Annotated in this window: 19 protein-coding genes and 2 pseudogenes; 8 read left to right on the top strand and 13 right to left on the bottom strand. The window is 74.4% G+C overall.

Annotated elements, in window-relative coordinates; genetic code table 11:
• Nucleotides 1-13: 13 nt before the first annotated feature.
• The 6 genes from ACFVGS_RS17680 to ACFVGS_RS17655 all read right to left on the bottom strand — a co-directional run bounded on the left by ACFVGS_RS17680 (nucleotide 14) and on the right by ACFVGS_RS17655 (nucleotide 7,882).
• Nucleotides 14-3,193, bottom strand: a complete 3,180-nt coding sequence (locus ACFVGS_RS17680; protein WP_385692972.1) for an ATP-binding protein — start codon at nucleotides 3,191-3,193, stop codon at nucleotides 14-16.
• Nucleotides 3,194-3,369: 176 nt separating this feature from the next.
• Nucleotides 3,370-3,567 (bottom strand): DUF397 domain-containing protein, encoded by a 198-nt coding sequence (locus ACFVGS_RS17675; protein WP_384418334.1) that lies wholly within the window; start codon nucleotides 3,565-3,567, stop codon nucleotides 3,370-3,372.
• A 156-nt stretch (nucleotides 3,568-3,723) separates the two neighbouring features.
• Nucleotides 3,724-4,914, bottom strand: a complete 1,191-nt coding sequence (locus tag ACFVGS_RS17670) for a thiolase domain-containing protein (RefSeq protein ID WP_384418311.1) — start codon at nucleotides 4,912-4,914, stop codon at nucleotides 3,724-3,726.
• Nucleotides 4,911-5,981 carry a thiolase domain-containing protein gene (locus ACFVGS_RS17665; protein ID WP_385692971.1) on the bottom strand — a complete coding sequence of 357 codons (1,071 nt, stop codon included), beginning with the start codon at nucleotides 5,979-5,981 and terminating at the stop codon, nucleotides 4,911-4,913. Before ACFVGS_RS17665 ends, ACFVGS_RS17670 begins: the two co-directional genes overlap by 4 nt.
• A complete protein-coding gene (locus ACFVGS_RS17660; protein ID WP_384418306.1) occupies nucleotides 5,978-6,952 on the bottom strand; it encodes a Zn-ribbon domain-containing OB-fold protein in 975 nt (324 codons plus the stop codon). The genes ACFVGS_RS17665 and ACFVGS_RS17660 overlap by 4 nt, the downstream gene beginning before the upstream one ends.
• Before the next feature lie 129 nt (nucleotides 6,953-7,081).
• Nucleotides 7,082-7,882 (bottom strand): crotonase/enoyl-CoA hydratase family protein, encoded by an 801-nt coding sequence (locus ACFVGS_RS17655; protein ID WP_385692970.1) that lies wholly within the window; start codon nucleotides 7,880-7,882, stop codon nucleotides 7,082-7,084.
• 177 nt (nucleotides 7,883-8,059) lie between these two features.
• Here ACFVGS_RS17655 and ACFVGS_RS17650 point away from each other — a divergent pair, with 177 nt between their 5' ends.
• The 5 genes from ACFVGS_RS17650 to ACFVGS_RS17630 all read left to right on the top strand — a co-directional run bounded on the left by ACFVGS_RS17650 (nucleotide 8,060) and on the right by ACFVGS_RS17630 (nucleotide 14,751).
• Nucleotides 8,060-9,694, top strand: coding sequence for an acyl-CoA synthetase (locus ACFVGS_RS17650; protein ID WP_385692969.1), 1,635 nt, complete (start codon nucleotides 8,060-8,062; stop codon nucleotides 9,692-9,694).
• A gap of 147 nt (nucleotides 9,695-9,841) precedes the next feature.
• A complete protein-coding gene (locus ACFVGS_RS17645; protein ID WP_384418331.1) occupies nucleotides 9,842-11,356 on the top strand; it encodes an ABC transporter substrate-binding protein in 1,515 nt (504 codons plus the stop codon).
• 329 nt (nucleotides 11,357-11,685) lie between these two features.
• Entirely contained in the window at nucleotides 11,686-13,146 is a 1,461-nt protein-coding gene (locus tag ACFVGS_RS17640; protein ID WP_384418328.1) for an ABC transporter permease subunit, read from the top strand.
• Nucleotides 13,127-14,083 carry an ABC transporter ATP-binding protein gene (locus tag ACFVGS_RS17635; protein WP_385692968.1) on the top strand — a complete coding sequence of 319 codons (957 nt, stop codon included), beginning with the start codon at nucleotides 13,127-13,129 and terminating at the stop codon, nucleotides 14,081-14,083. The genes ACFVGS_RS17640 and ACFVGS_RS17635 overlap by 20 nt, the downstream gene beginning before the upstream one ends.
• Nucleotides 14,080-14,751, top strand: coding sequence for an ATP-binding cassette domain-containing protein (locus ACFVGS_RS17630; RefSeq protein ID WP_385692967.1), 672 nt, complete (start codon nucleotides 14,080-14,082; stop codon nucleotides 14,749-14,751). The genes ACFVGS_RS17635 and ACFVGS_RS17630 overlap by 4 nt, the downstream gene beginning before the upstream one ends.
• A 137-nt stretch (nucleotides 14,752-14,888) precedes the next feature.
• On the opposite strand, the gene ACFVGS_RS17625 is transcribed toward ACFVGS_RS17630, so the two are convergent.
• Nucleotides 14,889-16,409, bottom strand: a complete 1,521-nt coding sequence (locus ACFVGS_RS17625) for an alpha/beta fold hydrolase (protein ID WP_385692966.1) — start codon at nucleotides 16,407-16,409, stop codon at nucleotides 14,889-14,891.
• Between the two features lie 667 nt (nucleotides 16,410-17,076).
• On the opposite strand from ACFVGS_RS17625, the pseudogene ACFVGS_RS17620 reads away from it, so the two are divergent.
• Nucleotides 17,077-17,358, top strand: a pseudogene (locus ACFVGS_RS17620) (pentapeptide repeat-containing protein); the annotation flags it as partial.
• 117 nt (nucleotides 17,359-17,475) lie between these two features.
• Here the strand turns inward: ACFVGS_RS17620 and ACFVGS_RS17615 are convergent.
• From ACFVGS_RS17615 to ACFVGS_RS17595, 5 genes and pseudogenes are all read right to left on the bottom strand, one after another.
• Nucleotides 17,476-18,252, bottom strand: a complete 777-nt coding sequence (locus tag ACFVGS_RS17615) for a GNAT family N-acetyltransferase (RefSeq protein WP_385692965.1) — start codon at nucleotides 18,250-18,252, stop codon at nucleotides 17,476-17,478.
• Nucleotides 18,253-18,294: 42 nt separating this feature from the next.
• Entirely contained in the window at nucleotides 18,295-19,506 is a 1,212-nt protein-coding gene (locus ACFVGS_RS17610; RefSeq protein WP_385692964.1) for a cytochrome P450, read from the bottom strand.
• Nucleotides 19,503-20,054, bottom strand: coding sequence for a cupin domain-containing protein (locus tag ACFVGS_RS17605; RefSeq protein WP_384418284.1), 552 nt, complete (start codon nucleotides 20,052-20,054; stop codon nucleotides 19,503-19,505). The genes ACFVGS_RS17610 and ACFVGS_RS17605 overlap by 4 nt, the downstream gene beginning before the upstream one ends.
• A 16-nt stretch (nucleotides 20,055-20,070) precedes the next feature.
• Entirely contained in the window at nucleotides 20,071-21,294 is a 1,224-nt protein-coding gene (locus ACFVGS_RS17600) for a cytochrome P450 (RefSeq protein ID WP_385692963.1), read from the bottom strand.
• A gap of 292 nt (nucleotides 21,295-21,586) precedes the next feature.
• Nucleotides 21,587-22,628, bottom strand: a pseudogene (locus ACFVGS_RS17595) (type III polyketide synthase); the annotation flags it as partial.
• A 309-nt stretch (nucleotides 22,629-22,937) separates the two neighbouring features.
• Here ACFVGS_RS17595 and paaK point away from each other — a divergent pair.
• Nucleotides 22,938-24,227, top strand: a complete 1,290-nt coding sequence (paaK, locus tag ACFVGS_RS17590) for a phenylacetate--CoA ligase PaaK (protein ID WP_384418279.1) — start codon at nucleotides 22,938-22,940, stop codon at nucleotides 24,225-24,227.
• A gap of 23 nt (nucleotides 24,228-24,250) precedes the next feature.
• The gene (locus ACFVGS_RS17585; protein ID WP_385692962.1) at nucleotides 24,251-24,631 is read left to right on the top strand and encodes a VOC family protein; all 381 of its coding nucleotides are present in this window, start codon (nucleotides 24,251-24,253) and stop codon (nucleotides 24,629-24,631) included.
• A gap of 17 nt (nucleotides 24,632-24,648) precedes the next feature.
• On the opposite strand, the gene ACFVGS_RS17580 is transcribed toward ACFVGS_RS17585, so the two are convergent.
• Nucleotides 24,649-26,154 (bottom strand): fatty acyl-CoA synthetase, encoded by a 1,506-nt coding sequence (locus tag ACFVGS_RS17580; RefSeq protein ID WP_385692961.1) that lies wholly within the window; start codon nucleotides 26,152-26,154, stop codon nucleotides 24,649-24,651.
• Nucleotides 26,155-26,310 lie beyond the last annotated feature (156 nt).

Here is a 26,310-nt window from a genome sequence, read left to right as displayed (position 1 = left end):
GCCGGGGCCCGGGTCACGGGGCCGCGCCCGTCGGTCCGCGCAGGGCGCCGTCCAGACCGGCGCGGTCGGTGCCGAGCTTGCGGTAGACGGCGGAGAGCAGGCGGGTGGCGGTGGCCTGGTCGACGCCGAGGACGAGGGCCGGGTCCGCCCCGCGGGCGGCGGCCTCGGCGGCGGCCCGCTCACGTGCCGTGAGCGAGTCGGTGCCGGCCGTCCGGAGCTCGCGGGGGCGCAGTCCGGCGCCGGCGAGTTCGGCCCGCGCGTCCTCGACCAGGCCGTCCGCGCCGCAGCTCTGGGCGGTCTCCAGACCGCGGTAGAGGTGCTCGGCGGCCTCCCGGGTGCGGCCGGTGCGGCGCAGGGCGGTGCCGAGGGCGACGAGGGAGCGGGCCAGCTCGTAGGCGGCGGGCGAGCGGTCGAGCCAGTCGACGGACTCCTCCAGGAGCTTGACCGGGTCGGCGCCGGTCTCGCCGGAGACCTCGGCGGTGACGCGGAGCGCCTGCCCGATGACGGAGGGCGCGCCGTACTGGCGGGCCCGTTCGACGGCGGCGAGGGCGGTGGCGCGGGCCCGCTCGGGGGTCTCGGCGGCCTCGGCGAGGGCCAGGTGGAGCTGCCAGGGGCACCAGGCGGGGTTGCGCATCCCGCGCGGGTCGAGGCGGCGGCCGACGGCCGCGAGCTCGGCGGCGGCCGCCTCGGTGCGGCCGGTGGCGAGGAGCAGTTCGGCGTGGACGGTCTGGGAGTCGGGGAAGGTGACGGCGGCCGGGAAGGGTTCCCCGAAGTCATGGGTGCGGGCGACCCGCTCGGCCTCCTCGGTGCGGCCCCGGGCGAGCAGCACCTCGATCATGACGCCCGTGGCGTACCACTGGGCGGGCGTGCGGGGGCCGACGCGCTCGGCGAGCCGCAGGCCCGCGCGGACGAAGTCCTCGGCCTCGACGAGCCGGCCGCGGCGGTAGCGGATGTAGCCGAGCAGGGTGTACGCGAAGGAGAGGTGGGCGCCGCGCCAGCCCTGGCGCTCGAACTCGGCTGTGCCGGCGGCGAACAGTTCCTCGGCGCGGCCGGGCCGGTCGGCATACAGGAAGGTGAGGGCGACCAGGACCGGGACCTCGAAGCCGCGGCTCTCGTCGGCCCAGCTGAGGCCGCCGGCCAGGGCGCGCTCGGCGTGCGCGACGGCCACGGCGGAGGGCTCGGCGCGTACGGTGGCGTCCCAGGCACGCAGGCCGATGATGTAGCGCTCGGTGAGGTCGCGGCCGGTGAGCCGGTCGGCGAGCCGGGCGAGCCGCCGGGACCGGGCGGGCGACTCGGGTTCGTCGGCGCGGAAGGCGTCCCACATGAACTTCTCGGCCTGCATGCGCAGCCGGCTGCGGGCGTCGGTGGTGAGCCGGGACTCGCGGCCGAGGAGTTCGGAGGCCTCGACGAGCCGGTCGCTGTGGGCGAGGACCTGGGAGAGCCGGTAGACGATGCCGTGGCGCAGGGCGGGGTCGGCGACCGGTTCCTCCAGGGCGGCGCGGAGGTGGTTGACGGTGGTGGCGGGCTCCGTGAGGAGCGAGGCGCAGCCGAGTTCGAAGAGGACGGCGGCGCGCTCGTCGTGGTCGGGCGGTTCGCGCAGGGCGCGGGCGAGATAGCGGCGGGCCGTGTCGGGGGCGCCGGCCCGCAGGGTCTCCTGGGCGGCGGCGCGCAGGTGCCTGACGACCCACGGGTCGCCCTCGGGGTGGGTCTCGACGAGGTGGCGGGCGGCGGCGGTGGGGCCGAGCCCGGCGTCGACGACGCACCAGGCGGCCTGGCCGTGCAGGGCGACGCGGGTGGCGGCGGGGATGGCGTCGTAGACGGCGGTGGCGATGAGCGGGTGGACGAACTCGAGGGTGTCGGTGCCGTGGCCGGTGCCGTCGTCCGTTCCGCCGCCCGTCGCGTCGGACCGGGCCTCGGCCAGGACCCGGGCCCGGCGCAGCAGGCCGGCGCCGCGGGCGACGTCCTCGGCGCCCAGTCCGGCGACGGCGCCGGCGAGCTGCGGGGAGATCTCGGTGCCGAGGACGGCGCAGGCCCAGGCGAGGCGGACGGTGGCGGTGCCGAGCCGTTCGATCTGGGCGATCAGTCCGCTGCCCTTGACGGCGGCGGCGAGGTCGCGCAGCGCGGGGGCGCGGTCCGCGGTGGGCTCGAGGCCGCGGTCGCGGATCCTGGCGGCGAGCTCGACGGCCTCGAAGGGGTTGCCGGAGGTGACGGCCCAGCACTCGCGGCAGAAGGTGTCGTCGGCGTGGGCGCCGACGCGGTCGCGGACGAGCCGGGCGATGGCGCCGGAGGTGAGGGGTTCCAGGCCGAGGGGCCGCTGGCCGGACCGTCGTCCGGTGAACTCCTCGCCGTCGTCGGGGAGTTCGTCGGGACGGTAGGCGACGACGAGCAGCATGGGCAGCTCCTCGGCGCGCGGTGAGAAGGCGGAGAGCCAGCCCAGGGACTCGGGGTCGGCCCAGTGGACGTCGTCGAGGACGAGGACGAGCGGGGCGCGGCGCACGGCGAGGTGGGTGAGGACCCAGTCGAGTCCGTCGCGCAGGCCCTGCGGGTCGGGCGGTGAGCCCTCGGCGGCGGTGCACAGGCCGAGCGCGGGGCCGACGATGTCGTACCAGCCGCCGAGCCGTTCGCGCAGTTCGTCGCGGGAGGCGCCGGCGAACTGGGGCTGGAGGAGCTGGCGGGCGACGTGGAAGGCGACCCGCTGTTCCTGGTCGCCGCCGCGTGCGGACAGCACGGTGCAGCCCTTGGCGGCGGCGCGGCGGCGGATCTCGGCGAGCAGGGTGGTCTTGCCGAGGCCGGCGGGCGCGGCGTAGGCGAGGACGCCGCCGCGGCGTACGGTGCGCCCGTTCGCTCCGCCGGAAGCGGCTCCGGCCGTGCCCTTCACCAGCCGCAGGGCCGGGGGGCCGGCGGCGGGCCGCGGCGCGGGGACCCGGTCGGGGCGCCCGGGCACGCCGACCACACCGGACACGCCGGACACGCCGACGGGCAGGACCGGCCTGCGGGCCTCGGCGTCGTACGGGCTGATGCCGTCACCGTCACCGAAGCCGTCTCCGAGGCCGGCACCGACGCCGGTTCCGGCGTTGATACCGGCGTTGATGCCGACGAGGAGGTTCAACGCCTCCTCGGCGGCCGTGAGTTCGGCGTCGCGTTCGAAGAGCCCGAAGCCCCGCCCCACGCGTCCGCCGTCGTGCACTGCCATGGTCAACCCCCACCCCGGGGGCGCACGCCCGGCGCACAGGGGGGTGCTCCGGGGCGAAGGCCCCACGAAAACCCCAGCGTACGCCGGTGTGCGCCGCCAGGGAGGCCGATTGTGGCGGTTGTGTGAACGGAGGCCGAAAGAGCCCGTCACCTGCTGTGTGAGGGCGCGTTCGCGCCTCAGGTCAGATCGAACTCACCCTCGCGTGCGTTCACCACGAACGCCCGCCATTCCGCCGGGGTGAACACGATCGACGGGCCTTCCGGGCGACGGCCGTTGCGCATGGCGATGAAGCCCTCGACGAACGCGATCTGGACGTCTCCCACGCCCTGGCTGCCGGAGCGCCAGTCGGCTCCCGCCAGGTCGAGGTCCGGCATGTCCTGCCCGCCGAGGCCGTGCCGGCCGACGGTGCCGGTGATCGTGCTGGTCGTCCTGCTGTCCGCCACGTCCGTGCTCCTCTCGCGTTCCCCGCGTCACGCTCTGCGGCTGATCCGGGCCTCAGCGTAGCGACCGGCCCGGAGCTCCGACACCCCTCAGACGGTCGGCGGCCGGTCGCCGACAAGCCACATGGAGAAGAACTGCGCGCCCCCGCCGTACGCGTGCCCGAGCGCCGTGCGCGCCCCCTCGACCTGGTGCTCGCCGGCCTGCCCGCGCACCTGGAGCGCCGCCTCCGCGAAGCGGATCATGCCGGAGGCGCCGATCGGGTTGGTGGACAGGACGCCGCCGGAGGGGTTCACGGGCAGGTCGCCGCCGATCTCGGTGACGCCGGCCTCGGTGAGCTTCCAGCCCTCGCCCTCCTCCGCGAACCCGAGGTTCTCCAGCCACATCGGCTCGTACCAGGAGAACGGCACGTACATCTCGACCGCGTCGATCTGGCGGCGCGGGTCGGTGATGCCGGCCTGCCGGTAGACGTCGGCGGCGCAGTCCCGGCCCGCACGCGGCGAGACGAAGTCCTTGCCGGCGAAGAGCGTCGGCTCGCTGCGCATCGCGCCGCCGAGCAGCCACGCGGGCGGCCGGGGCGAACGGGCCGCGCCCGTACGGTCGGTGAGGACCATCGCGCACGCGCCGTCGGAGGACGGGCAGGTCTCGGAGTAGCGGATCGGGTCCCACAGCATCGGCGAGGACCGCACCTTCTCCAGCGTGATGTCGTGCTCGTGGAGGTGCGCGTACGGGTTCTTCAGCGCGTTGCGGCGGTCCTTGTACGCGACGAGGGAGCCGATCGCGTCCGGTGCGCCGGTGCGGCGCATGTAGGCGCGGACGTGCGGGGCGAAGAAGCCGCCGGCGCCGGCGAGCAGCGGCTGCTGGAAGGGCACGGGCAGCGACAGGCCCCACATGGCGTTGGACTCGGACTGCTTCTCGAAGGCGAGCGTGAGCACGGTGCGGTGGACCCGGGCGGCCACCAGGTTCGCGGCGACCAGGGCGGTGGAGCCGCCGACCGAGCCGGCGGTGTGGACCCGGAGCATCGGCTTGCCGACCGCGCCGAGCGCGTCGGCGAGGTACAGCTCCGGCATCATCACGCCCTCGAAGAAGTCGGGGGCCTTGCCGATGACGACGGCGTCGATGTCCGCCCAGGTCAACTCGGCGTCGTCGAGGGCCCGTCGGGCGGCCTCGCGGACGAGTCCGGCGATCGAGACGTCCCGGCGTGCGGCGACGTGCTTGGTCTGGCCGATGCCGACGACGGCGACGCACTCCTTCGCCGTCCCGGCCGTGCTGACTGCGCTCATCGGGGGTCTCCTTCCAGGACGGCGACCAGGTTCTGCTGGAGGCAGGGCCCGGAGGTGGCGTGGGCGAGGGCGCGGTCGGAGGCACCGCGGTGGATGCGGGCGGCGGCCTCGCCGAGCCGGATCAGGCCCGCGGCCATGACGGGGTTGGCGGCGAGCGCGCCGCCGGACGGGTTGACGCGGACCTCGTCGCCGATCCGGAGCGCCTTGCGCAGCACGACCTCCTGCGAGGTGAAGGGGGCGTGCAGTTCGGCGGTGTCGACGGGGCGGTCGGCGGTCGGGTCGAAGGCCCCGGCGCGTTCCGCGGCGAGGCGCGTGGACGGCGAGTCGGTGAGGTCGCGCACGCCGAGGGAGTGGGCCTCGATGCGGTGGTCCATGCCGGTGATCCAGGCGGGCCTGGCGCACAGTTCACGGGCCCGGTCGCCCGCGGCGAGGATCACGGCGGCGGCGCCGTCGCCGACGGGCGGGCAGTCCCCGGTCCGCAGCGGCGCGACGAGGTGGTCGCCCTGCGGCCGGGCGCCGGGCAGCTGGGCGTGCGGGTTCGCGGCGGCGTCCTGGCGGCTGCGGGCGGCGATCGCGGCGAGCGCGGGCTCGTCGGTGTCGCCCGCGTCGATCAGGGCCCGGGCCTGGAGCGCGGCGAGGGCGACGGAGTCGGGCCACAGCGGGGCCACGTAGTACGGGTCGAGCTGGCGGGTCAGCACGTCGCGCACGGAGCCGGGCGAGGACTTGCCGTACGCGTAGACGAGGGCCGTGTCGGCCTCGCCGGTGAGCAGCTTCACCCACGCCTCGTACAGCGCCCAGGCGCCGTCCGTCTCGACGTGGGACTCGGAGATGGGCGGCCAGGCGCCGACGCCGTCGAGCGCCATGGTGAAGGAGAAGGGACGGCCGGCGAGGTAGTCGGAGGAGCCGGAGCAGGTGAAGCCGATGTCGGAGGTCTTGAGGCCGGTCTGCCGCAGCACCTCGTGGAGGACCGGCATGAGCATCTCGACCTCGGAGAGTTCGTCGGTGCGCCGGGTGTGGTCGGTCTGGGCGAAGGCGACGATGGCGACGTCCCGGCGTGCTGCGGTCACAGGAGCTCCTTGTACGTGTCGTAGTCGGCGTCCGGCTCGCCGCTGGGCCGGTAGTGGTCGGGGTAGCGGCCGCCTTCGGTCCACACGGGTTCGACGCGCAGGCCCATGCGGACCTGGTCGTACGGGATGCCTCCGATGCGGCCGTGGAGGGCGAGGCCGGCTCCGTCGAGGGCGATGTGGGCGTAGACGTAGGGGACTTCGATGTCCAGGTTCTTCGCCTTGATGTTGACGATGCAGAAGGTGGTGACCGTGCCGCGGGGGCCGACCTCGACACGCTCGGTCGTCGCGACGCCGCAGGTGGGGCAGGCGCCGCGGGGCGGCACGTAGACCTTGGCGCAGGACGGGCAGCGTTCGCCGACGGTGCGGCGCTCGGCCAGGTCGTGCAGCCAGGCGGTCTGGGCGCGGCCGGGTGTGTAGGTGTAGTCGAGGCGGGCGGGCGCGACGATGCCGGTGACCGGCTCGTCGAAGACGCCGTCGTGCGGCCGGGCGGCGTGGCCGGCAGGGCCACCGGCATCGCCGTCGTCGCCGTCGTACGGCTCGAAGCACGCGATGTCGGTGATGGCGCCGTGCCGTTCGGCGGCCCAGCGGATCCGGACGCGCATCCCGGTGCGGACGGTCTCGGGTCCGGGGGCGTCGAGGGCGTGCAGCAGCGCGGTGTCGGCGCCGTCGGGCCGGACCAGGACCCAGGCGAAGGGCGTGTCGAGCGGCTGTCCCCGCCGGGGCTCGGGGTTCCAGGCCCAGGTGGTGACGGTGCCGGTGGGTGCGAGCTCGACGAGTTCGCGCAGTTCGGCGGCGGTCTCGGGGTCGTACTCGACGGGCGGGACCAGCACCCGGCCGGCCTCGGTGCGCACCCCGAGCAGGACGCGCTCGCGCAGGCCGGTGAGGAAGGCGGACTGGACGGGGCCGAGGGAGCGGGTGAAGGGGAACTCGACGACGAGGGGTGCGCGGAGGGTTTCGGGGGCGGCGGTCATGGGGGCGGCTCCTTGGTGGGTGGGGGAAACTCCGGCCCCGCCGGCGTCCGAGGCGCTGGGTCCGAACGGGCGGGGCCCGGTTCGGGAAGGGGCGGAGTCCCGGTTCGGAGGGGGCGGGGTGGGGAAGGGTCACTCCCGGCGGTAGACCGGCGTGCGCTTCTCCGCGAAGGCCTGCGCGCCCTCCTTCGCGTCCGCCGTGGCGAAGATCGGCCAGCCCCGCTTCAGTTCCGCCGCCAGTCCCTCCTGCTCCGTCATCTCGGCGGTCTCGTAGACCGACGCCTTGACGGCCTCGACGGCGAGCGGACCGCAGGCGTTGATCCGCTCGGCGGTCTCCAGGGCCGCCTCCAGAGCGGTCCCGTCCGGGACGACGCGGCCGACGAGGCCGATGCGCGCGGCCTCCTCGGCGGTGTACGGGCGGCCGGTGAGGAGCATTTCGAGGGCGTGGGTGCGCGGGATCTGCCGGGGAAGCCGGACCGTGGAGCCGCCGATCGGGAAGAGGCCGCGGCGGACCTCGAAGAGGCCGAAGGTGGCGGAGGCTCCGGCGACCCGGATGTCGGTGCCCTGGAGGATCTCGGTGCCGCCGGCGACGCAGTGGCCCTCGACGGCGGCGATGACCGGCTTGCGCGGGCGGTGGTGCCGCAGCATGGCCTTCCAGTGGAGGTCGGGGTCGGCGGTCATGCGGTCCCGGTAGGCCTCGCCCTCCATGCCCTTCCCGGCGAGCGCCTTGAGGTCCATGCCGGCGCAGAAGGAGCCGCCGGCGCCGGTGAGGACGACGGAGCGGATCGTGTCGTCGGCGTCGGCTTCCAGCCAGCCGTCGTACAGGCCGACGAGCATCGGCAGCGAGAGCGCGTTCTTGGCCTCGGGCCGGTTCAAGGTGAGGACGAGCGTGGCGCCTTCGCGCCGCACGTCGAGATGTTCGGTGCCACCCATGGGCGTCTCCCGTCTCCATTTCTGGAACAGGTTGCAGGAGTGGCGGGTCCAGTTCAATAGTTTTCTGACACTCAGTCAGATTCTTCTGCGCGACCCCTTCCCACCTCCGTCCGTCGGCGCTCTAATGACCGCCCAGTGACCGACGGGGGTCAGTCCGGGCCAGGATCAGGAGGAACGGTGGAGTACAACCTTGCCGACCTGTTCGAATCGGTCGTCGACGTGGTCCCCGACCGCGAGGCGCTGGTCTACCTCGACCACCCCGGCACCGGCGCCGAGCGCCGGCTGACCTACGCCGGACTCGACGCCGCCGCGAACCGCATCGCCCACCACCTGATCGACGCGGGCCTGCGGCCCGGCGAGCACCTCGGCCTCCACCTGTACAACGGGATCGAGTACCTGCAGACGGTGCTGGCCTGCCTGAAGGCCCGGCTCGTACCGGTCAACGTCAACTACCGCTACGTGGAGGAGGAGCTGGTCTACCTCTACCAGGACGCGGACCTGGCCGCGCTCGTCTTCGACGCCGAGTTCACCGAGCGCGTCGCGGGCGCCCTGCCGCAGACGGAGAAGCTGCGGCACCTCGTGCGGGTGGGGACCCCGCCCGAGGGCGCCCCCGCTCTCCGCTGCGTCGCGTTCACCGAGGCCGAGGCGGCCGGATCACCGGAACGCGGCTTCGCGCCGCGTTCGCCCGACGACCTCTTCGTCATCTACACCGGCGGCACCACCGGCATGCCCAAGGGCGTGATGTGGCGCCAGGAGGACCTGTTCTTCGCCGGCCTCTTCGGCGGCGACCCGAGCGGCGAACCCGTCAAGAGGCCCGAGGAGCTGGCCGAGCGGGTCGCCGCGGGCGGCGCGGGGCTCACCTTCTTCCCCACTCCCCCGCTGATGCACGGCACGTCCACCCTCACCTCGTTCATCGCCTTCAACTACGGGCAGCGGGTGGTGATCCACCGCAAGTACGTGCCCGAGGAGGTGCTGCGCACCATCGAGAAGGAGCGGGTGTCCAGCGTGTCGCTGGTCGGCGACGCCATGCTGCGGCCCCTGGTCGACGCCCTCCACGGACCGCTGAAGGGCACCGACCTGTCCTCGCTGTTCAGCCTCTCCTCGTCCGGCGCGATCATGTCGGACACGGTGCGCGACCAGTTCCGGGCCCTGGCGCCGAACGTCCTGCTGCTCAACAACTTCGGCTCGTCGGAGTCCGGTTCCAACGGGCGGGCGACGGACGACTCCGGCCCCGCCAGGGGCTTCCGGCTGCACGTCAACGAGCGCACCCAGGTCGTCGACCCGGCCACCCACGAGCCGGTCGCCGTCGGCGAGGTCGGCCGGCTCGCCCAGCGCGGCCACGTCCCGCTGGGCTACTACAACGACCCGGACAAGACCGCCGAGACCTTCTTCCGGAAGGGCGACGAACGCTGGGTGCTGCTCGGCGACATGGCCACCGTCGACGCCGAGGGGATCGTCACCGTCCTCGGGCGCGGCTCGCAGTGCATCAACACCGGCGGCGAGAAGGTCTATCCGGAAGAGGTCGAGCAGGCACTCAAGTCCCACCCCGACGTGTACGACGCGCTGGTCGCCGGCGTGCCCGACGCGAAGTGGGGCAACCACGTGGCGGCCGTCGTCCAGCTGCGCGAGGGGGCGGCGCTGTTGGATCTGGCGGCGCTCCAGTCCCACTGCCGCACCCGGCTCGCCGGGTACAAGGTGCCGCGCCAGCTCGTCCTCACCGACACGATCCAGCGCTCCCCCAGCGGCAAGGCGGACTACCGCTGGGCCCGCTCGGTGGCGACGGAGGCGGACGCCGCGGCCGCGGGGTCCTGAACCGGGCCGCAGGGCCCTGACCGGGCCGCCCCGGCACGGGTCCGCCGGGCGGCCTCGCCTCGGCCAGCTTAATGGCAATGATTTTCATTCTGCTAGGGTTCGGCGCGTCTCCGCACGTCACGCCCCTGAGGACCCCTCGTGTCTCGCCTGCCCGAAAACACACCGCCCCTCCGCCGCCGCCTCCTCGCCGCCCTCTCCGTCGCCACCGCGACCGCCGTCCTCTCGGGGTGCTTCGACGGCAGCGGCGGCCGGGCCGCCGGAGGAGGCGGCGGAGAGGGCGGCCGCATACGGGTCGCGATGATGCAGCCGCCCCGCTCCGGCCTCTCCCCGCTCTCCGACGACGCCTTCAAGCTCTCACGCTGGTCCACCGCCGAGACCCTCGTCCGGCTCGACCGCGACGGCGACGCCGTCCCCGCGCTCGCCACCGCCTGGCGGCAGCAGGGCCGGACCTGGACCCTCACCCTCCGCCAGGGCGTCACCTTCCACGACGGCACCCCGCTCACCCCCGCCGACGTGGTCCGCTCCCTCACCACCGCCGCGACCGCCTCCCCCAAGCCTCGGATCCTCGACGGCGTCGGCCTCACCGCGCGCGCCGCCGGCCCCCGTACGGTCGAGGTGACCACCGCGGCCGCCGACCCGCTCGTACCGCAGCGCCTCAGTTCGCCACAGCTGTCGGTCCTCGCCGCCAAGGCGTACCGCGGCAGGACGGTCGACCCGGTCGGCGCCGGCACCGGCCCCTTCGTGCTCCTCCGCGCCGACGGCACCACGGCGGCGACCCTCGACCGCTACGACCGCTACTGGGGCGGACGCGCCAAGGCCGCCGGCATCGACGTGCGGTACGTGCCCGACGGCACCGCCCGGGCCGCCGCGCTGCGCAGCGGGGAGGCCGACATCGTGGAGGCGGTGCCGGTCTCCCAGGCCCGGCTGCTCGACCAGGACCTGATCACCGAGGTCCCGATGCCGCGCACCAACACCCTCTACCTGAACACCCGGCGCGGCGTGTTCCGCGACCCGGCGCTGCGCGCCGCCGCCCGCGCGGCCGTGGACCCCCGCGCCCTGGTCAGCGGCGTCTACGAAGGCCGGGCGGACGTCGCCGGCGGCCTGCTCGGACCGGCCCTGCCGTGGGCGGCGAAGCTGCGCACGCCTGTGCGGCACACCGCCCCGGGCGACCCGAAGGGCGCGACGATCACCCTCGGCACCTTCACCGACCGGGCCGAACTGCCCGAGGTCGCCCAGCTGCTCCAGCAGCAGCTGCGGAAGGCCGGGTTCACGGTGCGGCTCGACGTGCGGGAGTACGCCGCCATCGAAGCGGACGCCCTGGCGGGGAAGTTCGACGCCTTCGTGCTGTCGCGGGCGACCGTCCTCGACTCCGGCGACCCCGCCGCGTACCTGTACAGCGACTTCGCGGGCGACGGCTCCTTCAACATCTCGCAGCTCGCCGACCCGACCGTCGACTCGGCGCTCGCCGGCGCGTCCGCGACGCCCGCCGGCGACGCCCGCCGGCGGGCCGTCGTCGCCGCCGAGGCCGCGGTGCTCGCCACCGACGCGGCCGTGCCGATGCTGCACGAGCGGGTGATCCAGGGCGACGCCGCGAACGTCGTCGGCGCCGCGCACGACCCCCGCGAGCGCGAGCTCGTCACCGTCGACACGCACGTACGGTGATCCGTCCGCACATCACGGCCCCGGCCCTGCGCGCCGGGGCCGCCCGGGCGGTGGCGCTGGCCGGCGTCGTGGCCCTGGTCGGGCTGCTGCCCTGGCTGTCCGGCCGGGACCCGGCGCTCGCCCTGCTGCGGGCCCGGTCCGCCGAGCAGGAGCCGACCCGCGAGGCGCTTGCCGCGATCCGCGCCGATCTCGGTCTGGACGCGGGTCCGTCGGGGCTCCTCGGCGGCTGGTTCGGCCGGCTGCTCCACGGCGACCTGGGGGTCTCCTGGGTGTCGGGCGCCGACGTGCTTCCGTCGGTCACGGCCGGCCTCGGCGTGTCCCTCACGCTGATGGGCGCCGCGCTGGCCGTCGCCCTGCTGGTCGGCGCGCTGCTCGCCGTACCGGTGCTGGTGCGGGGCCGGGCCACGGGCGGCGCGGTGGCCGCGGTACTGACCTCGGTCCCCGAGTTCCTGCTCTCGCTCATCCTGCTCGTCACGGTCGGCGTGTGGCTCGGGTGGCTGCCGACGTCCGGCTGGGCGGGCCCGGCGCATCTGGTGCTGCCCGCGCTCGCCCTCGGAGTGCCCGCGGGCGCGCTGCTCGGCCGGCTCGTCGCCGACGCGCTCCCCGCCGTCCTCGACGAGCGGTGGGCGGAGCTGTGGCGCGGCGCGGGCACCGGGCGGGGCCGGATCACCGCCGCGGCGCTGCGGCGGGTGCTGCCCGCGCTCGCCGGACAGTTCGGGATGGTGGCCGTCGGCCTTACCGGCGGCGCCGTCGCCGTCGAAACGGTCTTCGCCGTGCCCGGCATCGGGCGTACGGCGCTGGGCGCGGCGAAGTCGCAGGACCTGCCGCTGCTCCAGGGCTGCGTCCTCGCCCTCCTCGGGCTGGGACTCCTCGCGGGCGCGGCGGCCGCGCTGGTCCGGCGCCGGCTGCTCGGGCCCGCGCTGCGGGAGGCCGGGCTCGGCCTGCCGGCGCCACGCCCGGTCCGGATCCCGCCGGCCGTTCCGGCGGTGCTGGGCGCCGTCCTCGTCGTGGTGCTGGGCTGGGGGCTGCTGCGCGACCCGTACGCCGTGGACGTCACGGCGCGGCTGGCGGCGCCGTCGGCGGCGCGTCCGCTCGGCGCGGACGCACTCGGCAGGGACGTGCTCGCACGGCTCGGGCACGGGGCCGCGTCGACGGTCGGAACGGCCGCCGCGGTGACGCTCCTCAGCCTGCTCGTCGGGCTCGCACTGGGGGTGCTGCCCGGAGTGGCGGCCGGGTTCGCGGACGTCGCCAACGCGCTGCCGCCGGTGCTCACCGGTCTGCTCGTCGCGGCCGCGACCGGGCCGGGGACCGGGGCGGCGGCGCTCGCCGTGACGCTGGTGTCCTGGCCGCCGCTCGCCGCGCACGCGGCGGCGCTCGTGCGGGAGGCGCGGGCCTCGCGCTTCCTGCTGGTGCAGCGGGCGATCGGCGCGGGGCCGCTGTGGGTGTGGACCCGGCACGTGCTGCCGTCGGTGGCCGGGCCGGTCGCCCGGCACGCGGTGCTGCGGCTCCCGGGCGTGGTCCTCGCGCTGGCGTCGCTCGGCTTCCTGGGTCTCGGCCCGCAGCCTCCGTCGCCGGAGTGGGGGCTGCTGCTCGACGAGTCGGCCGACTACGTCGAGCGGGCGCCGGTCGCCGCACTCGCCCCGGCCGTGGCGTTGGCGCTGCTCGCGGCGCTCGCGGTCTGTCTCTCCTCGCGGGGCGCCACGGTACGCCGCGGCTCCCGCCCGCTCTCCGTTGTTCGCCCGCCGTCCGTACGAAGGAAGGTCCGGCCCGTTGCCGCCCGAACCGACTGAACTCCCCCGGCCGCTGCTCCAGGTGGACGACCTGCGGGTCGGCCTCGCCGGTGTCGAGGCCGTCCGTGGTGTGTCCTTCGCGCTGCGCGCCGGCGAGGTGCTCGCCCTGGTCGGCGAGTCCGGCGCGGGCAAGTCCCTCACCGCGCGGGCGCTGCTCGGGATGGCGCCGCGCGGGGCCGTCGTCTCCGGCACGGTGCTGCTGCGCGGTGCGCCGGTCGTGCCGGCCGATCTCGGCCGACGGCTGGCGTGGATCCCGCAGGACGCGATGTCGGCGCTGTCGCCCGTACACCGGGTCGAGGACCAACTGGCCTTCGCGGTGCGCTCGGTGGCGCGGACCGAGCGGCGTGAGGCGCGGGCGGTCGCCCGGCGCGCGCTCGCCGCCGTCGGCCTCGCACCGGAGACGGCCGCGGCGTTCCCGCACGCGCTGTCGGGCGGGATGCGGCAGCGTGCGGTGATCGCGACGGCCCTGGTCAACGGGCCCGACCTGGTGGTGGCCGACGAGCCGGCCACGGCCCTCGACCCCGAGCGGCAGGAGCAGGTCCTCGCGCTGCTGCGGGAGCGGTGCGCGGCGACCGGAGCGGCGCTGCTGCTCGTGAGTCACGACCTGGAGGCGGTACGGCGGCACGCGGACCGGATGGCGGTGATGTACGCGGGGCGGCTGGTCGAACAGGGCGCCACGGACGACGTGCTGGGGCGGCCCGTCGCCCCGTACACCCGGGGTCTGCTGGCCTCCCTGCCGACGGCCGGCATGCCGCACCGCTCGCGCCTGCCGGTGCTCGACGGGCCGCCGCCCGGCACGGCGGCACCCGGCGCGGGCTGTGCCTTCGCCCCCCGCTGCCCGCACGCCGGCGAGGTGTGCCGCGGCTCCGAGCCCGGGACGCGGACGGTCGACGGCCGTCTCGTCGCCTGCCACCACCCGTTCGGCGAGGCGGCATGAGCGCCCTTCTCGAAGTGCGCGACCTGGTCGTCCGGTACGGGGCGCACCGGGCCGTCGACGGGGTGTCGTTCGACGTGGGGGCCGGGGAGACGGTCGGACTCGTCGGGCCCTCGGGCTGCGGCAAGTCGACGACCGCCTCGGCCGTGCTGCGGCTCCTGCGGCCCGACGCGGGCTCGGTGCGGTTCGCCGGGGTCGAGCTGACGGCGCTGCGGGAGCGCGAGCTGCGGCCGCTGCGGCCCCGGTTCCAGCCGGTGTTCCAGGATCCTTACGGCGCGCTGAGCCCGCGCCGCCGGGTGCGCGAGCAGATCGCCGAGCCGCTGCGGGTGCACGGCCGCTGGTCGGCCGGCGGTCCGGCGCGGGTCGACGAGCTCCTGGGGCTCGTGGGCCTGGACGCCGGGCTCGGCGACCGGTTCCCGCACGAGCTGTCCGGCGGCCAGTGCCAACGCGTCGGCATCGCCCGGGCGTTGGCCACAGCCCCGGACCTGCTGGTCCTCGACGAGCCCACCTCGGCACTCGATCCGTCGCTGCGCGCGGGAATCCTGAACCTCCTGATGGACCTTCAGGACTCCCTGGGAACAGCATCGCTGTTCATCTCCCACGACCACGCGGCGGTGCGGCACGTCTGCGACCGGGTGCTGACCATGCGCGACGGGAAGCTGCAGCCGTGATCCCCTCACCCGTCGGCGGACCCGGAAGCCGTCCAGGGCCTGTCCGGAGCGGATCACGGCCGGACAGGCCCTGGGCCGTCTCTTCCGGATCTTGGCCGGGTCCGCGGCCTATCCGGCCCTGATCCGAAAGAAACGGCCTAGACGCCGAACTCCCGCAGCAGGGCGAGGAATTCGCGCGGACGCGACTCGTGGATCAGATGGCCGGTGTCGATGGTGACGTGTCGGGCGTCCGGAAGCTGCTCCGCCATCCAGGCCAGGTGCTCCTGCGGCAGATGGCTGTCCTCGCCGCCTCCGACGACCAGGGTGGGCGCGGTGATCGCGGACAGCTCGGCGCGCCAGGCCGGGTCTGGGTCGTTGAGCTCCGCGTTGGTCGCGTCGAGGATCGCCCAGTCGAAGGAGACGGGCCCCTCGGGAGGACCGGCGGGCCCGCGCGGCGGGTCCAGCGGGAAGAAGACCGGGGCGTCCTCCAGGACCAGCCGTCCGATCAGGCCCGGCTCCCGCTGGGCGAGCAGGTACGCCGCGGCGCCGCCCATCGAGTGGGCGACGACGGTCGTCCCGGTCAGACCGAGGGCCTTGAGGAAGCCGCCCAGTTCGTCGCGGAAGACGCCGAAGCCGTACCGCCCGGGCCGGTCGCTCAGGCCGTGGCCGCGCAGGTCGACCGCGTACACCCGGCGGTCGGCCGACAACTCCGCCGCGATCCCGGCCCAGTCGGTGCCGTCGGCGCCGCGCCCGTGCACCAGGACGACCGGCGGTGCCTCCTCGGGACCGCTCACCCGGTAGGCGAGCCGTACGCCGTCGACGGTCACCGTGCGGACCTCGGGGTCGAGGAAGGCGAGGACCGGGCGGACGAAGTCTCCGGCGTCGTCGACCCAGGGGAAGTGGCCGGCCCGCGGCTGCACGACGAGCTCGGCGTGCGGGAAGCACGCGGCCAGCTGGGCGGCCCGCACCGGGCTCGGCCCCGCGTCGTACTCGCCCGCCAGGACGAGCACGGGGGCGGTCAGCCGGCGCAGGGCGGCGCGGGTGGCCTCGGGCTCGAAGGCTCCGGGCGCGTAGAAGGCCCGGGCCGCCGCCCAGTTCATCTCCGTCGGGGCACCCGCCGCGTGGGCCCGGGCGGCGGCGTCCCAGCGGCCGTACGCGAACGGCATGGCGATCGCCGACTGCTCCTCGAGGGAGGTGTCGGGGCCGATGGCGTCGAGGGCGGCCCGCGCCTCCGGGTACCAGGGTTCGCCCGCGAAGACCTCGACGGCGCCGTCCCACTCCGCGTCGGAGATCTCGATGCCCACCGCCCGCGTCCCCGGAGTGACCAGGACGAGCGAGCGCAGCCGCCCGGGATGCGCGGCGGCATAGAGGACTGCCAGGTTGCCGCCCGCGGAGTGTCCGAGCAGGTCGATCCGTTCCAGGCCGAGGTGGGCGCGCAGCGCCTCCACGTCCGCCACCTGCCGGTCGCAGCGGTAGCTCGCCGGGTCGGCGGGCGTCGCGCTGCCGCCGACGCCGCGCTGGTCGGGCACGATCAGGGTGCGGTGGGCGGACAGTCCGCCGAGGTCGCCGAGGTAGTCCGCGTCGCGCATGGGTCCGCCGGGCAGGACGACGAGGGGTTCCCCCGCGCCCAGGGTCCGGTAGGAGAGACGGGTTCCGTCGTACGTCGTGAACTGAGGCATGCCGCCGATCATGATCGTCCACGACCGGTCCGGCAACCGGGTTCGCCGACAGCGCGATACGGTGGGACGTCCGCCACCATCAGCGAAGAAGGCCGTTCCTCCCGTGTCCCAGCCCCGTCAGACCGCCAAGCCCCACGACGAGCCCCGGCACGGCGAGCTCCGCGGCGACTGCGCGAACTGCTTCGGGCTGTGCTGCGTGGCCCTCCCCTTCGCCCGGTCCAACGACTTCGCCGTGAACAAGTCGGCGGGCGACCCGTGCCGCAACCTCCAGGACGACTTCCGCTGCGCCATCCACACCCGGCTGCGGGACTCCGGCTTCCCCGGCTGCACCGTCTACGACTGCTTCGGCGCCGGCCAGCACGTCTCCCAGGTCACCTTCGGCGGTGTCTCCTGGCGCGAGGCCCCGCAGACCGCCCGGCAGATGTACGAGGTGTTCCCGGTGGTGCGCCAGCTGTACGAGCTGCTCCGCTACCTCACCGAGGCCCGCTCGCTCGCCGCGACCCGCCCGCTCCACCGTGACCTCGACCGGGCGCTCGCCCGCGTGACCGCGCTGACCGAGGGCGACGCGGACGGCCTGGAGAAGCTGGACGTGGCGCCCGTGCGGGCCGAGGTGAACCCGCTCCTCCTCAAGAGCTCCGCCCTGGTCCGCGCGGCGGCCGGAGGCAAGCCGAAGAGCAGGCGGGGCGCCGACCTGATCGGGGCCCGGCTGCGCGGGGCGAAACTGCGCGGCGCCGATCTGCGCGGCGCGCTGCTGATCGCGGCCGACCTGAGCGGCGCGGACCTGTCGCTGGCCGACCTGATCGGCGCCGACCTGCGCGACGCCGACCTGTCGGGCGCGGACCTGACCGGGGCCCTCTTCCTCACCCAGCCCCAGCTCAACTCGGCCCGCGGCGACGCCGCCACCCGCCTCCCCGAGGGCTTCGAGCGCCCCGGGCACTGGACGCGCTAGATCCCCCGTACGCATCCGGCGCCGGATCCCGTACGCGCGGGCGTCGGAACCCCTACGCGTACGGCGCCAGAACCCGTACACGTACGGCGCCGGCCCCCTACGAGTACGGCGTCGGATTCAGATCTCGTACAGGTACGGCGTCGTCGTGGTCAGTTCCGCGAAGCCCAGGCGCGCGAGGATCGGCCGGCTGGTGTCGGCGGCGTCGACCTGGACGTAGCGGTAGCCGCGCTCGGCGGCGATCCGGGCGCGGTGGGCGACCAGGGCCCGGTACAAGCCCCTGCCCCGCCAGGCCGCGACGGTGCCGCCGCCGTACAGGCCCGCGAAGTCGCTGCCCGGAGGCAGGTCGAGGCGGGCGGCGCTGACGGGCTCGCCGTGGGCCAGGGCGACGACGGCGGCCGCCGTGCCGGGCGCGTCGGCCAGCTGGTCGAGGAGGCGGCGGCCGATGTGGGAGCTGTCCGTGCCGAAGGCCAGGTCGTGCACCTGGACCACCATCTCCACTCCGGCCTCGTCGGTGACGGGCCGCAGTTCGACGCCGTCGGGCAGGTCCACCGGGGCGGACACGGCGCTCGCCTCGGCGACCATCACGGTCTCCCGCTCGTCGGCGGTGAAGCCGGCGGCGACGAGCCGCCGCGCGAGGTCGGCGGGGCCGTCGTGGCCGTACAGCTTCCATTCGAAGGAGCGGCCGGCGGCCCGGAAGTGGCCGATCTGCGCGGCGATGGCGGCGTCGGCGTCGTGGTCGCCGAGTCCTGACCACAGCACCCCGTTCCAGCCGTGCGCCGGTCCGGTCTGGCGGACGACGAGTCCGTCCCGTTCGACGCGGGCGCCCGGCCCGTCGGGGCGGGCGCCGAGTCGGAGCTGGCGGTCGAGGAGGGTGCGCAGTGCGGTGATGTCCATGGCCCTCACCCCAGCATCCGCACCGGCACCCCTGCCACCGAATTACCAGGTGACGGGCAGGGCCTCCGGTCCGCGGTTCACCGTGCCCGTACGCCAGGCGATCTCGTCGGGCGGAACGGCGAGCGCGAGCCGGGGGAACCGGGCGAGCAGGGTGGCGAGCATGACCTCGGCCTCCATGCGCGCGAGCCGGGCGCCGGCGCAGTAGTGGGCGCCGTGACCGAAGGCGAGGTGCGGGGCCTCGTCCCGGGAGAGGTCGAGGCGGTCGGGGTCGGTGTAGACGGCGGGGTCGCGGTTGGCGGCCGGGTAGAAGACGTGCACGGTCTCGCCCTCGCGGACGGTGACGCCGCCGACCTCGATGTCGGCGGTGGCGATCCTCGGCATGCCGACGCCGTTGCGCTGGGGGATGAAGCGGAGGAGTTCGTCGACGGCCCTGGGCAGCCGGCCGGGGTCGATGCGGAGCTTCGCCGTCTGGTCGGGGTGGACGAGCAGCACGTACGCCATGGTGGAGACGATGTTGCGGACGGCGTCGAGTCCGTTGAGGGTGAGCATCACGGCCAGGGAGACCAGCTCGGGCATGCTGATCCCGCCGGCCGCGCGGGCGGCGGCGAGTTCGCTGACGAGGTCGTCGGCGGGGTGCCGGGCGCGGTGCCGGGCGAGCTCGGCGAAGTAGCCGGCGATCTCCTTCTTCACGGACTCGCCCGCGGCGGCGGTGGTGTCGTGGTCGAGCAGTCCGGCGCGCCAGGCCTGGACCCGGTCGAGGTCCGCGGCGGGGACGCCGAGGAGTTCGGCGACGACGGTGGCCGAGAGCGGTCCGACGAAGCCGTCCGCGAGGTCGGCGGGCGGACCCGCGTCGAAGATGCGCAGGGCGAGGGCCTCGGCCCTGCGCTCGGTGCGGCCCCGCAGGGCGGTCATGCGGCGGCGGCCGAAGGCGGGCGCGACGAGTCTGCGCAGCCGGGTGTGGTCGGGCGGGTCGGCGCGGCCGACGCCGCCGGCCGGGGCGAGGGTGTGCGGGGTCATGCTGGGCAGCGGCCGCCCGACGGTGAGCGCGCGGCTCATCCGCGGGTCGGCGGTCACCAGCTTGACGTCCTCGTAGCGGGTGACGAGCCAGGCGTGGCCCTCGCCGTGGGGCAGGCGGACGCGCGCGACCGGTTCCTCGTGGAGGAGCCGGTGCGGCACCGGGTCGAACGCGGTGCCGGGCAGGGGAACCACGGCCCAGTCGTGGACGACGGGGCCGTGGTCGGATGGGGGCGTCATGGCGTGGGTGTGGTCTCCTGCCGTACTCCGGCGTCGTGCCGGAGCGGGGTGATCTGTTCGATGTCGTAGCGGACGCGAAGCCGTTCGACGGCCTCGTGGTCCACCGGGTCGCCCGCGCCGAGGATCTCCATCAGCTCCTCGAAGTACGTCTCGTGGTACGTGGGCGGTGAGACCTGGAAGAGCATGCGGGCGGGGGTGTCGCCGAGGTTGGCGAAGGCGTGCGGGCAGCCGGGCGGGACGAGCATGAGCGTGCCCGGGGTGGCCCGGACGGCGCGCCGGCCGTCGGCGGTGCGCCAGCCGCGCCAGCTGTCGGCGGTGCGCACCTCGGGCTCGAAGGCGAGCACCTCGAGTTCGCCGTCGAGGAGGTAGAAGAGCTCCTCGGCGCGGCCGTGGGTGTGCGCGCCGACGTCGAATCCCGGCGGGACGACCACCTCGAAGGTGGACGCGGTGGTGGTGTGCTCGCCGGTGACCTTGAAGGTGACGTGCTGGGCCCGGGTGGCGAGGATCCGGCCCTCGCCCGGGGGCACGATGAGGCCGCTGAGGGTCATCGTCGGGTCGGTCCTCTCACCAGGTGACGGGCAGGGTCTCGGGGCCGCGGATGAGGGCGCCGCGCTGCCAGCGGATCTCCTCCTCGGGGACGGCGAGACGGAGGTCGGGGAAGCGGGTCCACAGCGTGTCGAGGAGGATCTCGGACTCGATGCGGGCGAGCGCGGAGCCGGGGCAGTAGTGCGGGCCGTGGCCGAAGGCGACGTGCGGGTTGTAACTGCGGTCGAAGTCGAGTCGCTCGGGCTCGGCGAAGACGGCGGGGTCGCGGTTGGCGGTGAGGTAGGAGACGTAGACGGGGTCGCCCCGGGGGATGGTGACGCCGCCGATCTCGACGTCCTCCAGGGCGATCCGGGAGAGGCCGACGGCGTTGCGGTGCGGGATGTAGCGGAGCAGTTCGTCGACGGCCTGCGGGAGGAGTGCGGGTTCGGCGCGCAGGCGGGCCAGGTGCTCGGGGTGGGTGAGCAGAGCGAAGACCATGTTGGCGCTGTTGTTGCGGACGGCGTGGGCGCCGCCGATCTGGATGAGGACGGCGAGGCCGACGGCCTCCTGCTCGTCGAGGGTGTCGTCGTCGATGGCGTCGGCGAGGACGGCGGCGAGGAACTCCTCGCCGGTGCCGTGGCTGCGGCCGATGAGTTCGGTGAAGTAGCGGGCCATTTCGGCCTTGGCCTGCTCGCTGGCCTCGCGGCCGGCTCCGGCGGAGATGATGGTGTCGGACCAGCGGGCCATGAGCGGCTGGTCGCCCTCGGGGACGCCCATGAGTTCGCTGACCATGGCGAGCGGGAAGGGCCGGTTGACCAGTTCCATCAGGTCGGCGGGCGGGCCGTGCTTCTCGAGCCGGTCGAGCAGCCGGTCCATGACGGCCTGGGCGTGGTCGCGCAGCGAGCTCAGGGCCCGGGCGCTGAAGGCGCGGGCGACGACCCGGCGCATACGGGTGTGGTCCGGCGGGTCGGCGAAGCCGACGGCGCCTTCCATGGGGATGAAGTGGGGGGCGAGCCGGGTGATGGAGCGTCCGTAGACGGCCTGCCGGCTGAACCGCGGGTCGACGGAGACGAATTTGACGTCTTCGTAGCGGGTGACGAGCCAGGCGTGGCCGTCGCCGTGCGGGAGGCGGACGCGGGTGACGGGGTCCTCGTGGAGCAGCCTGGCGAGGAGCGGGTCGAAGTCGAGTCCGGTGAGGTCGGGGACGGCCCAGAAGTGGACGCGGGGCTCGTCGCCGGTGTGGGGGGTCGTGGTCGTCGTCATGAGGCCACCGCCGCTGTCGTGGGGAGAGGGGTGTCGAGGGGTGTGTCGGAGGGGGTGTCGAAGGAGGTGTCGGGGGTGTGGGCGGGAGTGCACCCGACCGGGGCGAGCGGGTCGAGGGAGTCCAGGTCTTCGAGGGTGCCGAGATCGCCGAGGTCGCCCATGCCTGCCAGGTCGCCGGGGCCGCCGGGGCCCGGGGCGCCCGGGCCGGCGCCGGGGCGGGCGGCGTCGCGGGGGCCCGCCTGTGCGCCGATCGACACGGTCCGGCGGCGCTGCGGGCCGGCGGCCTCGGGGCCGGTCCAGCTGCCCAGGGAGATCTCGGCGGTGATGCCGGGGCCGAAGCCGGCGAGGATGCCGGTGGCGCCGGGGGCGGGGCCGCCCTCGTCGAAGAGCCGGCGCAGCGCGTCGAGCACGACGGCGCTGGCGATGTTGCCGTACTCGGTGAGGGTGGCGCGGCTGAAGCGGAACATGTCGGCGGGCACGTCCAGGTGCTTGCCGAGGTCGTCGAGGATCCGGGGGCCGCCCGCGTGGATGAGGTAGAAGTCCTGGCGGCCGGCGTCCCGGCCGTGCCGGGAGGCGAGCCGGACGAGAGCGGGTGCGAGCTGCTCCATGGTGCCGGGCACGCGCTTGTCGAGCAGGAAGTGGAATCCGGTCTCGCGGACCTTGTAGGCGATCCAGTCCTCGCTGTCGGGGACGAGGTAGGAGCCGTTGCGCTCCAGCCGGATGCCGGTGCCGCCGGAGCCGCGGACGACGGCGGCGGCCACGGCGTCGCCGAACAGCCCGTTCGAGAGCAGGTTGCCCACGGTGAGGTCGTCGGGCTGGTAGCAGAGGGAGCAGAACTCGCAGGCGACGATCAGCGCGTTGGCTCCGGGGTACGCGGCGCAGAAGTCGTGCGCGCGGTTGATCGCCGCGCCGCCGGCGGCGCAGCCGAGCTGGGCGATGGGCATCTGCCGGGTGTCGCTGCGGAAGCCCAGGGTGTTGATCATCCAGGCGGTGAGCGAGGGCATCATGAAGCCGGTGCAGGAGACGTAGACGATCAGGTCGATGTCACGCGGTCCGAGCCCGGCGTGGTCGAGTGCCTCGGCGACGACGGCGGGGACCCGCGCCTTGGCCTCGGTCTCGTAGAGGGCGTTGCGGGCCTCGAAGCCCGGGTGGGCGAGCGTGCGCTCGAGGGGCTGCACCAGGTGCCGTTTGGCGACGCCCGTGTTGCCGATCAGGCGGAGGACGAGAGGCAGTGACTCGTGGCCCGCGTGGAGGGTGCGGGCCAGGTCGAGGGTTTCCTGCCGCGTGATCGTGTGTTCGGGCACGGCGACGGCGGGACGGCACAGGACGGGCATGGTGGTTGTCGATCCGTTTCGTCCGGGGTTGGGAAGGGGAGCCGGACGGCTTCATCATCCGTTCCCCCTTCCCTCCACCGGCCCGGATCCCGCCCCCGCGGGGGCAATGGCACCCGATTGTGTGATCGCGCGGCCCGACCCGGTCAACAGTGATCATCGGCGAAGAAAACCTGTCCCGACCTCTTGCCAAGCCCGGGGTGCGGCCGGATTTACTGGGCTGGCAAGGATCAACCGAATGATCGGTCGCCCGTTTTACGACGGTGTTGCGACCGCTTCGGGCACGACGGTGTGCGGGCGAGGGAGTGGCGCATGAGTGATCAGCTGGACGCGGGCGAGCGGCTCGGACGCGACGAGCTGGAGGCCCTCCAGCTGGAACGGCTGCGCGCGACCCTGCGCCACGCCTACGACAACGTGCCGTTCTACCGGCAGTCCTTCGACAAGGCCGGCGTACGGCCGGAGGACTGCGGCTCGCTCGCCGACCTCGCCCGCTTCCCCTTCACCGCGAAGACCGATCTCCGCGAGCAGTACCCCTTCGGCATGTTCGCCGTCGACCGGTCCGAGATCCGCCGCATCCACGCCTCCAGCGGTACGACCGGCCGCCCCACCGTCGTCGGCTACACCGAGCGGGACCTCGACACCTGGGCGGACGTCGTGGCCCGCTCCATCCGCGCCGCCGGCGGCCGGCCCGGCCACCGGGTCCATGTGGCGTACGGATACGGGCTGTTCACCGGCGGTCTCGGCGCGCACTACGGCGCGGAGCGGCTCGGCTGCACGGTGATCCCCGCCTCCGGCGGCATGACGGCCCGGCAGGTCCAGCTGATCCAGGACTTCGAGCCCGACATCATCATGGTGACGCCCTCGTACATGCTCACGCTGCTCGACGAGTTCGAGCGCCAGGGCGTCGACCCGCGCGGCACCTCCCTCAAGGTCGGCATCTTCGGCGCCGAGCCCTGGACCGAGGAGATGCGCCGGGAGATCGAGGAGCGCTTCGCGATCGACGCCGTCGACATCTACGGGCTCTCCGAGGTCATGGGCCCGGGCGTCGCGCAGGAGTGCGTGGAGACCAAGGACGGGCTGCACATCTGGGAGGACCACTTCCTCCCCGAGATCGTCGACCCCCTCACCGGCGAGGTGCTGCCGGACGGGGAGGAGGGCGAGCTGGTCTTCACCTCCCTGACCAAGGAGGCCATGCCGGTGGTGCGCTACCGCACCCGCGACCTGACCCGGCTGCTCCCGGGCACGGCGCGGGTCTTCCGGCGCATGGAGAAGGTCACCGGCCGCAGCGACGACATGGTGATCCTGCGCGGCGTGAACCTCTTCCCCACCCAGATCGAGGAGATCGTCCTGCGCACGCCCGCCGTGGCGCCCCACTTCCAGCTCCGTCTGACCAGGGAGGGCCGGCTCGACGCGCTCACCGTGCGGGCGGAGGCGCGCCCGGACGCCACGCCCGAGCAGCGCGCGGAGGCGGCGCGCGCGATCGCGACGGCCGTCAAGGACGGCATCGGCGTCTCGGTGGCGGTGGAGGTGGTCGACCCGGAGACGCTGGAGCGCTCGGTCGGCAAGATCAAGCGGATCGTGGACCTGCGGGACCGCGCGTAGCCTGGAGGGAGGAGGTGGTAGCGATGCTGGCGGACTCCCCCATAGCCGCGATCATTCCCGTGAACGACCTGGCCCGCGCCAAGCGCTTCTACACCGAGACCCTCGGCCTCACGCTCACGAAGGAGTCGCCCGAGGACACGAGGCTCGAGACCGGTGGCACGGTCATCGGCCTCTACGAGACGCCCTACGGCGGCCAGGCCCAGCACACACTGGCCAGCTGGAAGGTCGCCGACCTCGACGCCGAGATGAAGGAGCTGCGCTCCAAGGGCGTCGCGTTCGAGGACTACGACATGGCCGACCTCAAGACGGTGGACGGCGTGGCCGAGACGGACACGATGCGGGGCGCCTGGTTCAAGGACAGTGAGGGAAACATCCTCTGCGTGATGGAGGAGCGCGAGGGCTGACGCCCCGGGGCAGTCGGTCACAAGGCGCCGAAGCGGTCCCGCAGTTCGCGCTTGAGGATCTTGCCGCTGGCGTTGCGGGGCAGCTCGTCGACCAGGAACACCCGCTTCGGGGCCTTGAAGTGGGCGAGCCTGTCGCGTGCGTGGGCGAGGAGTTCGTCCTCGGTGACGTCCGCGCGCGGGACGACGAAGGCGGTGACCGCCTCGATCCAGCGGTCGTCGGGGAGGCCGACGACCGCTGTCTCGGCGACCGCGGGGTGCGTGTAGAGGGCGTCCTCGACCTGGCGTGAGGCGACCAGGACGCCCCCGGAGTTGATGACGTCCTTGACCCGGTCGACGACCGTGAAGTAGCCCTCCGCGTCGCGGACCGCGAGGTCGCCGGAGCGGAACCAGCCGTCGCGGAAGGCCTCCTTCGTCTCCTCCGGCTTGTCCCAGTAGCCGGTGCACAACTGCGGGGAGCGGTAGACGACTTCGCCCGGCGTGCCGTCGGGCACGTCCTTGCCGTCCTCGTCGACGATCCTCGCCTCGACGTGGCGCACCGGGCGGCCGCAGGAGTCCATGCGGCCCTCGTGCTCCTCGGGGCCCAGCACGGTGGCGAGGGGACCGATCTCGGACTGGCCGAAGCAGTTGTAGAAGCGCAGACCGGGCAGCCGGGTCCGCAGGCCCTCCAGGACCGGCACGGGCATGATCGAGGCGCCGTAGTAGGCCTTGCGGAGGGCGGACAGGTCGCGGGTGGCGTACTCCGGGTGGTTGGCGAGCCCGATCCAGACGGTCGGGGGCGCGAAGAGGCTGTCGCACCGGCCGGATTCGGTCAGGTCGAAGAGGAGCGCGGGGTCGGGTCCGTCGACGATGGTGTTCTCGGCGCCCACCGCGAGGTACGGCAGCAGGAAGACGTGCATCTGCGCCGAGTGGTACAGCGGCAGCGAGTGCACCGGCCGGTCGTCCTCGTGGAGGTCGAGGGCGTCGATGGCGCTCGCGTACTCGTGGACCAGGGCGCGATGGGTCATCATCGCGCCCTTGGGCAGGGCCGTGGTGCCCGAGGTGTAGAGCAGCTGGACGAGGTCGCGGGCGTCGCGGTCCGTGTCGTACGGCTCGGGCGCGGCGAGCGCCGCGAGGAACGAGTCATCGGTGTCGCGCAGGGGCCGTACGCGGAAGTCTTCGGGGACCCGGCCGGCGAGGGCCGGGTCGGCGAGGACCAGCGAACTGCCGGACTGGCGCAGGATGTAGTCGAGGTCGTCGCCCGTGAGGTGGTGGTTGACCGGCACGTGGACGAGACCGGCGCGTGAGCAGGCGAGGAACGCGACGAGGTAGGCGTCCGAGTTGTGCGCGTACGTCGCCACGCGGTCGTGTTCCGCGAGGTCCCATCGCTGCCGCAGGACGGCCGCGGCGGTCGACACGGCGGCGTCCAGCTCCGCGTACGTCCAGGTGCGCTCGCCGTACCGCACGGCCGTCCGGTCCGGGACCCGGCGGGCGCTCTCGCGGAGCACACCGTCGACGGTACGGGAGAGCAGTCGTCGTTCGTCCATGGCTCGGATCCTCGGCCGGGCCGGGCGGCCGGTCAAGTACCCGTCGCGGTTGTCGTGCCCGTGCACCTCGGATACCGAACGGGATGTTGACAGAGCAAGCGCTTGACTGCCTGGATGGCCCAACCCGCATTCCACGCATGCTCGTTGGGAGGCACG

The sequence above is a fragment of the Streptomyces sp. NPDC127114 genome, assembly GCF_042677525.1.
In the GTDB taxonomy this organism is placed as follows: domain Bacteria; phylum Actinomycetota; class Actinomycetes; order Streptomycetales; family Streptomycetaceae; genus Streptomyces.
Note: the sequence above shows the minus strand (reverse complement) of the source record. Positions and strands in the feature narration are given on the sequence as shown.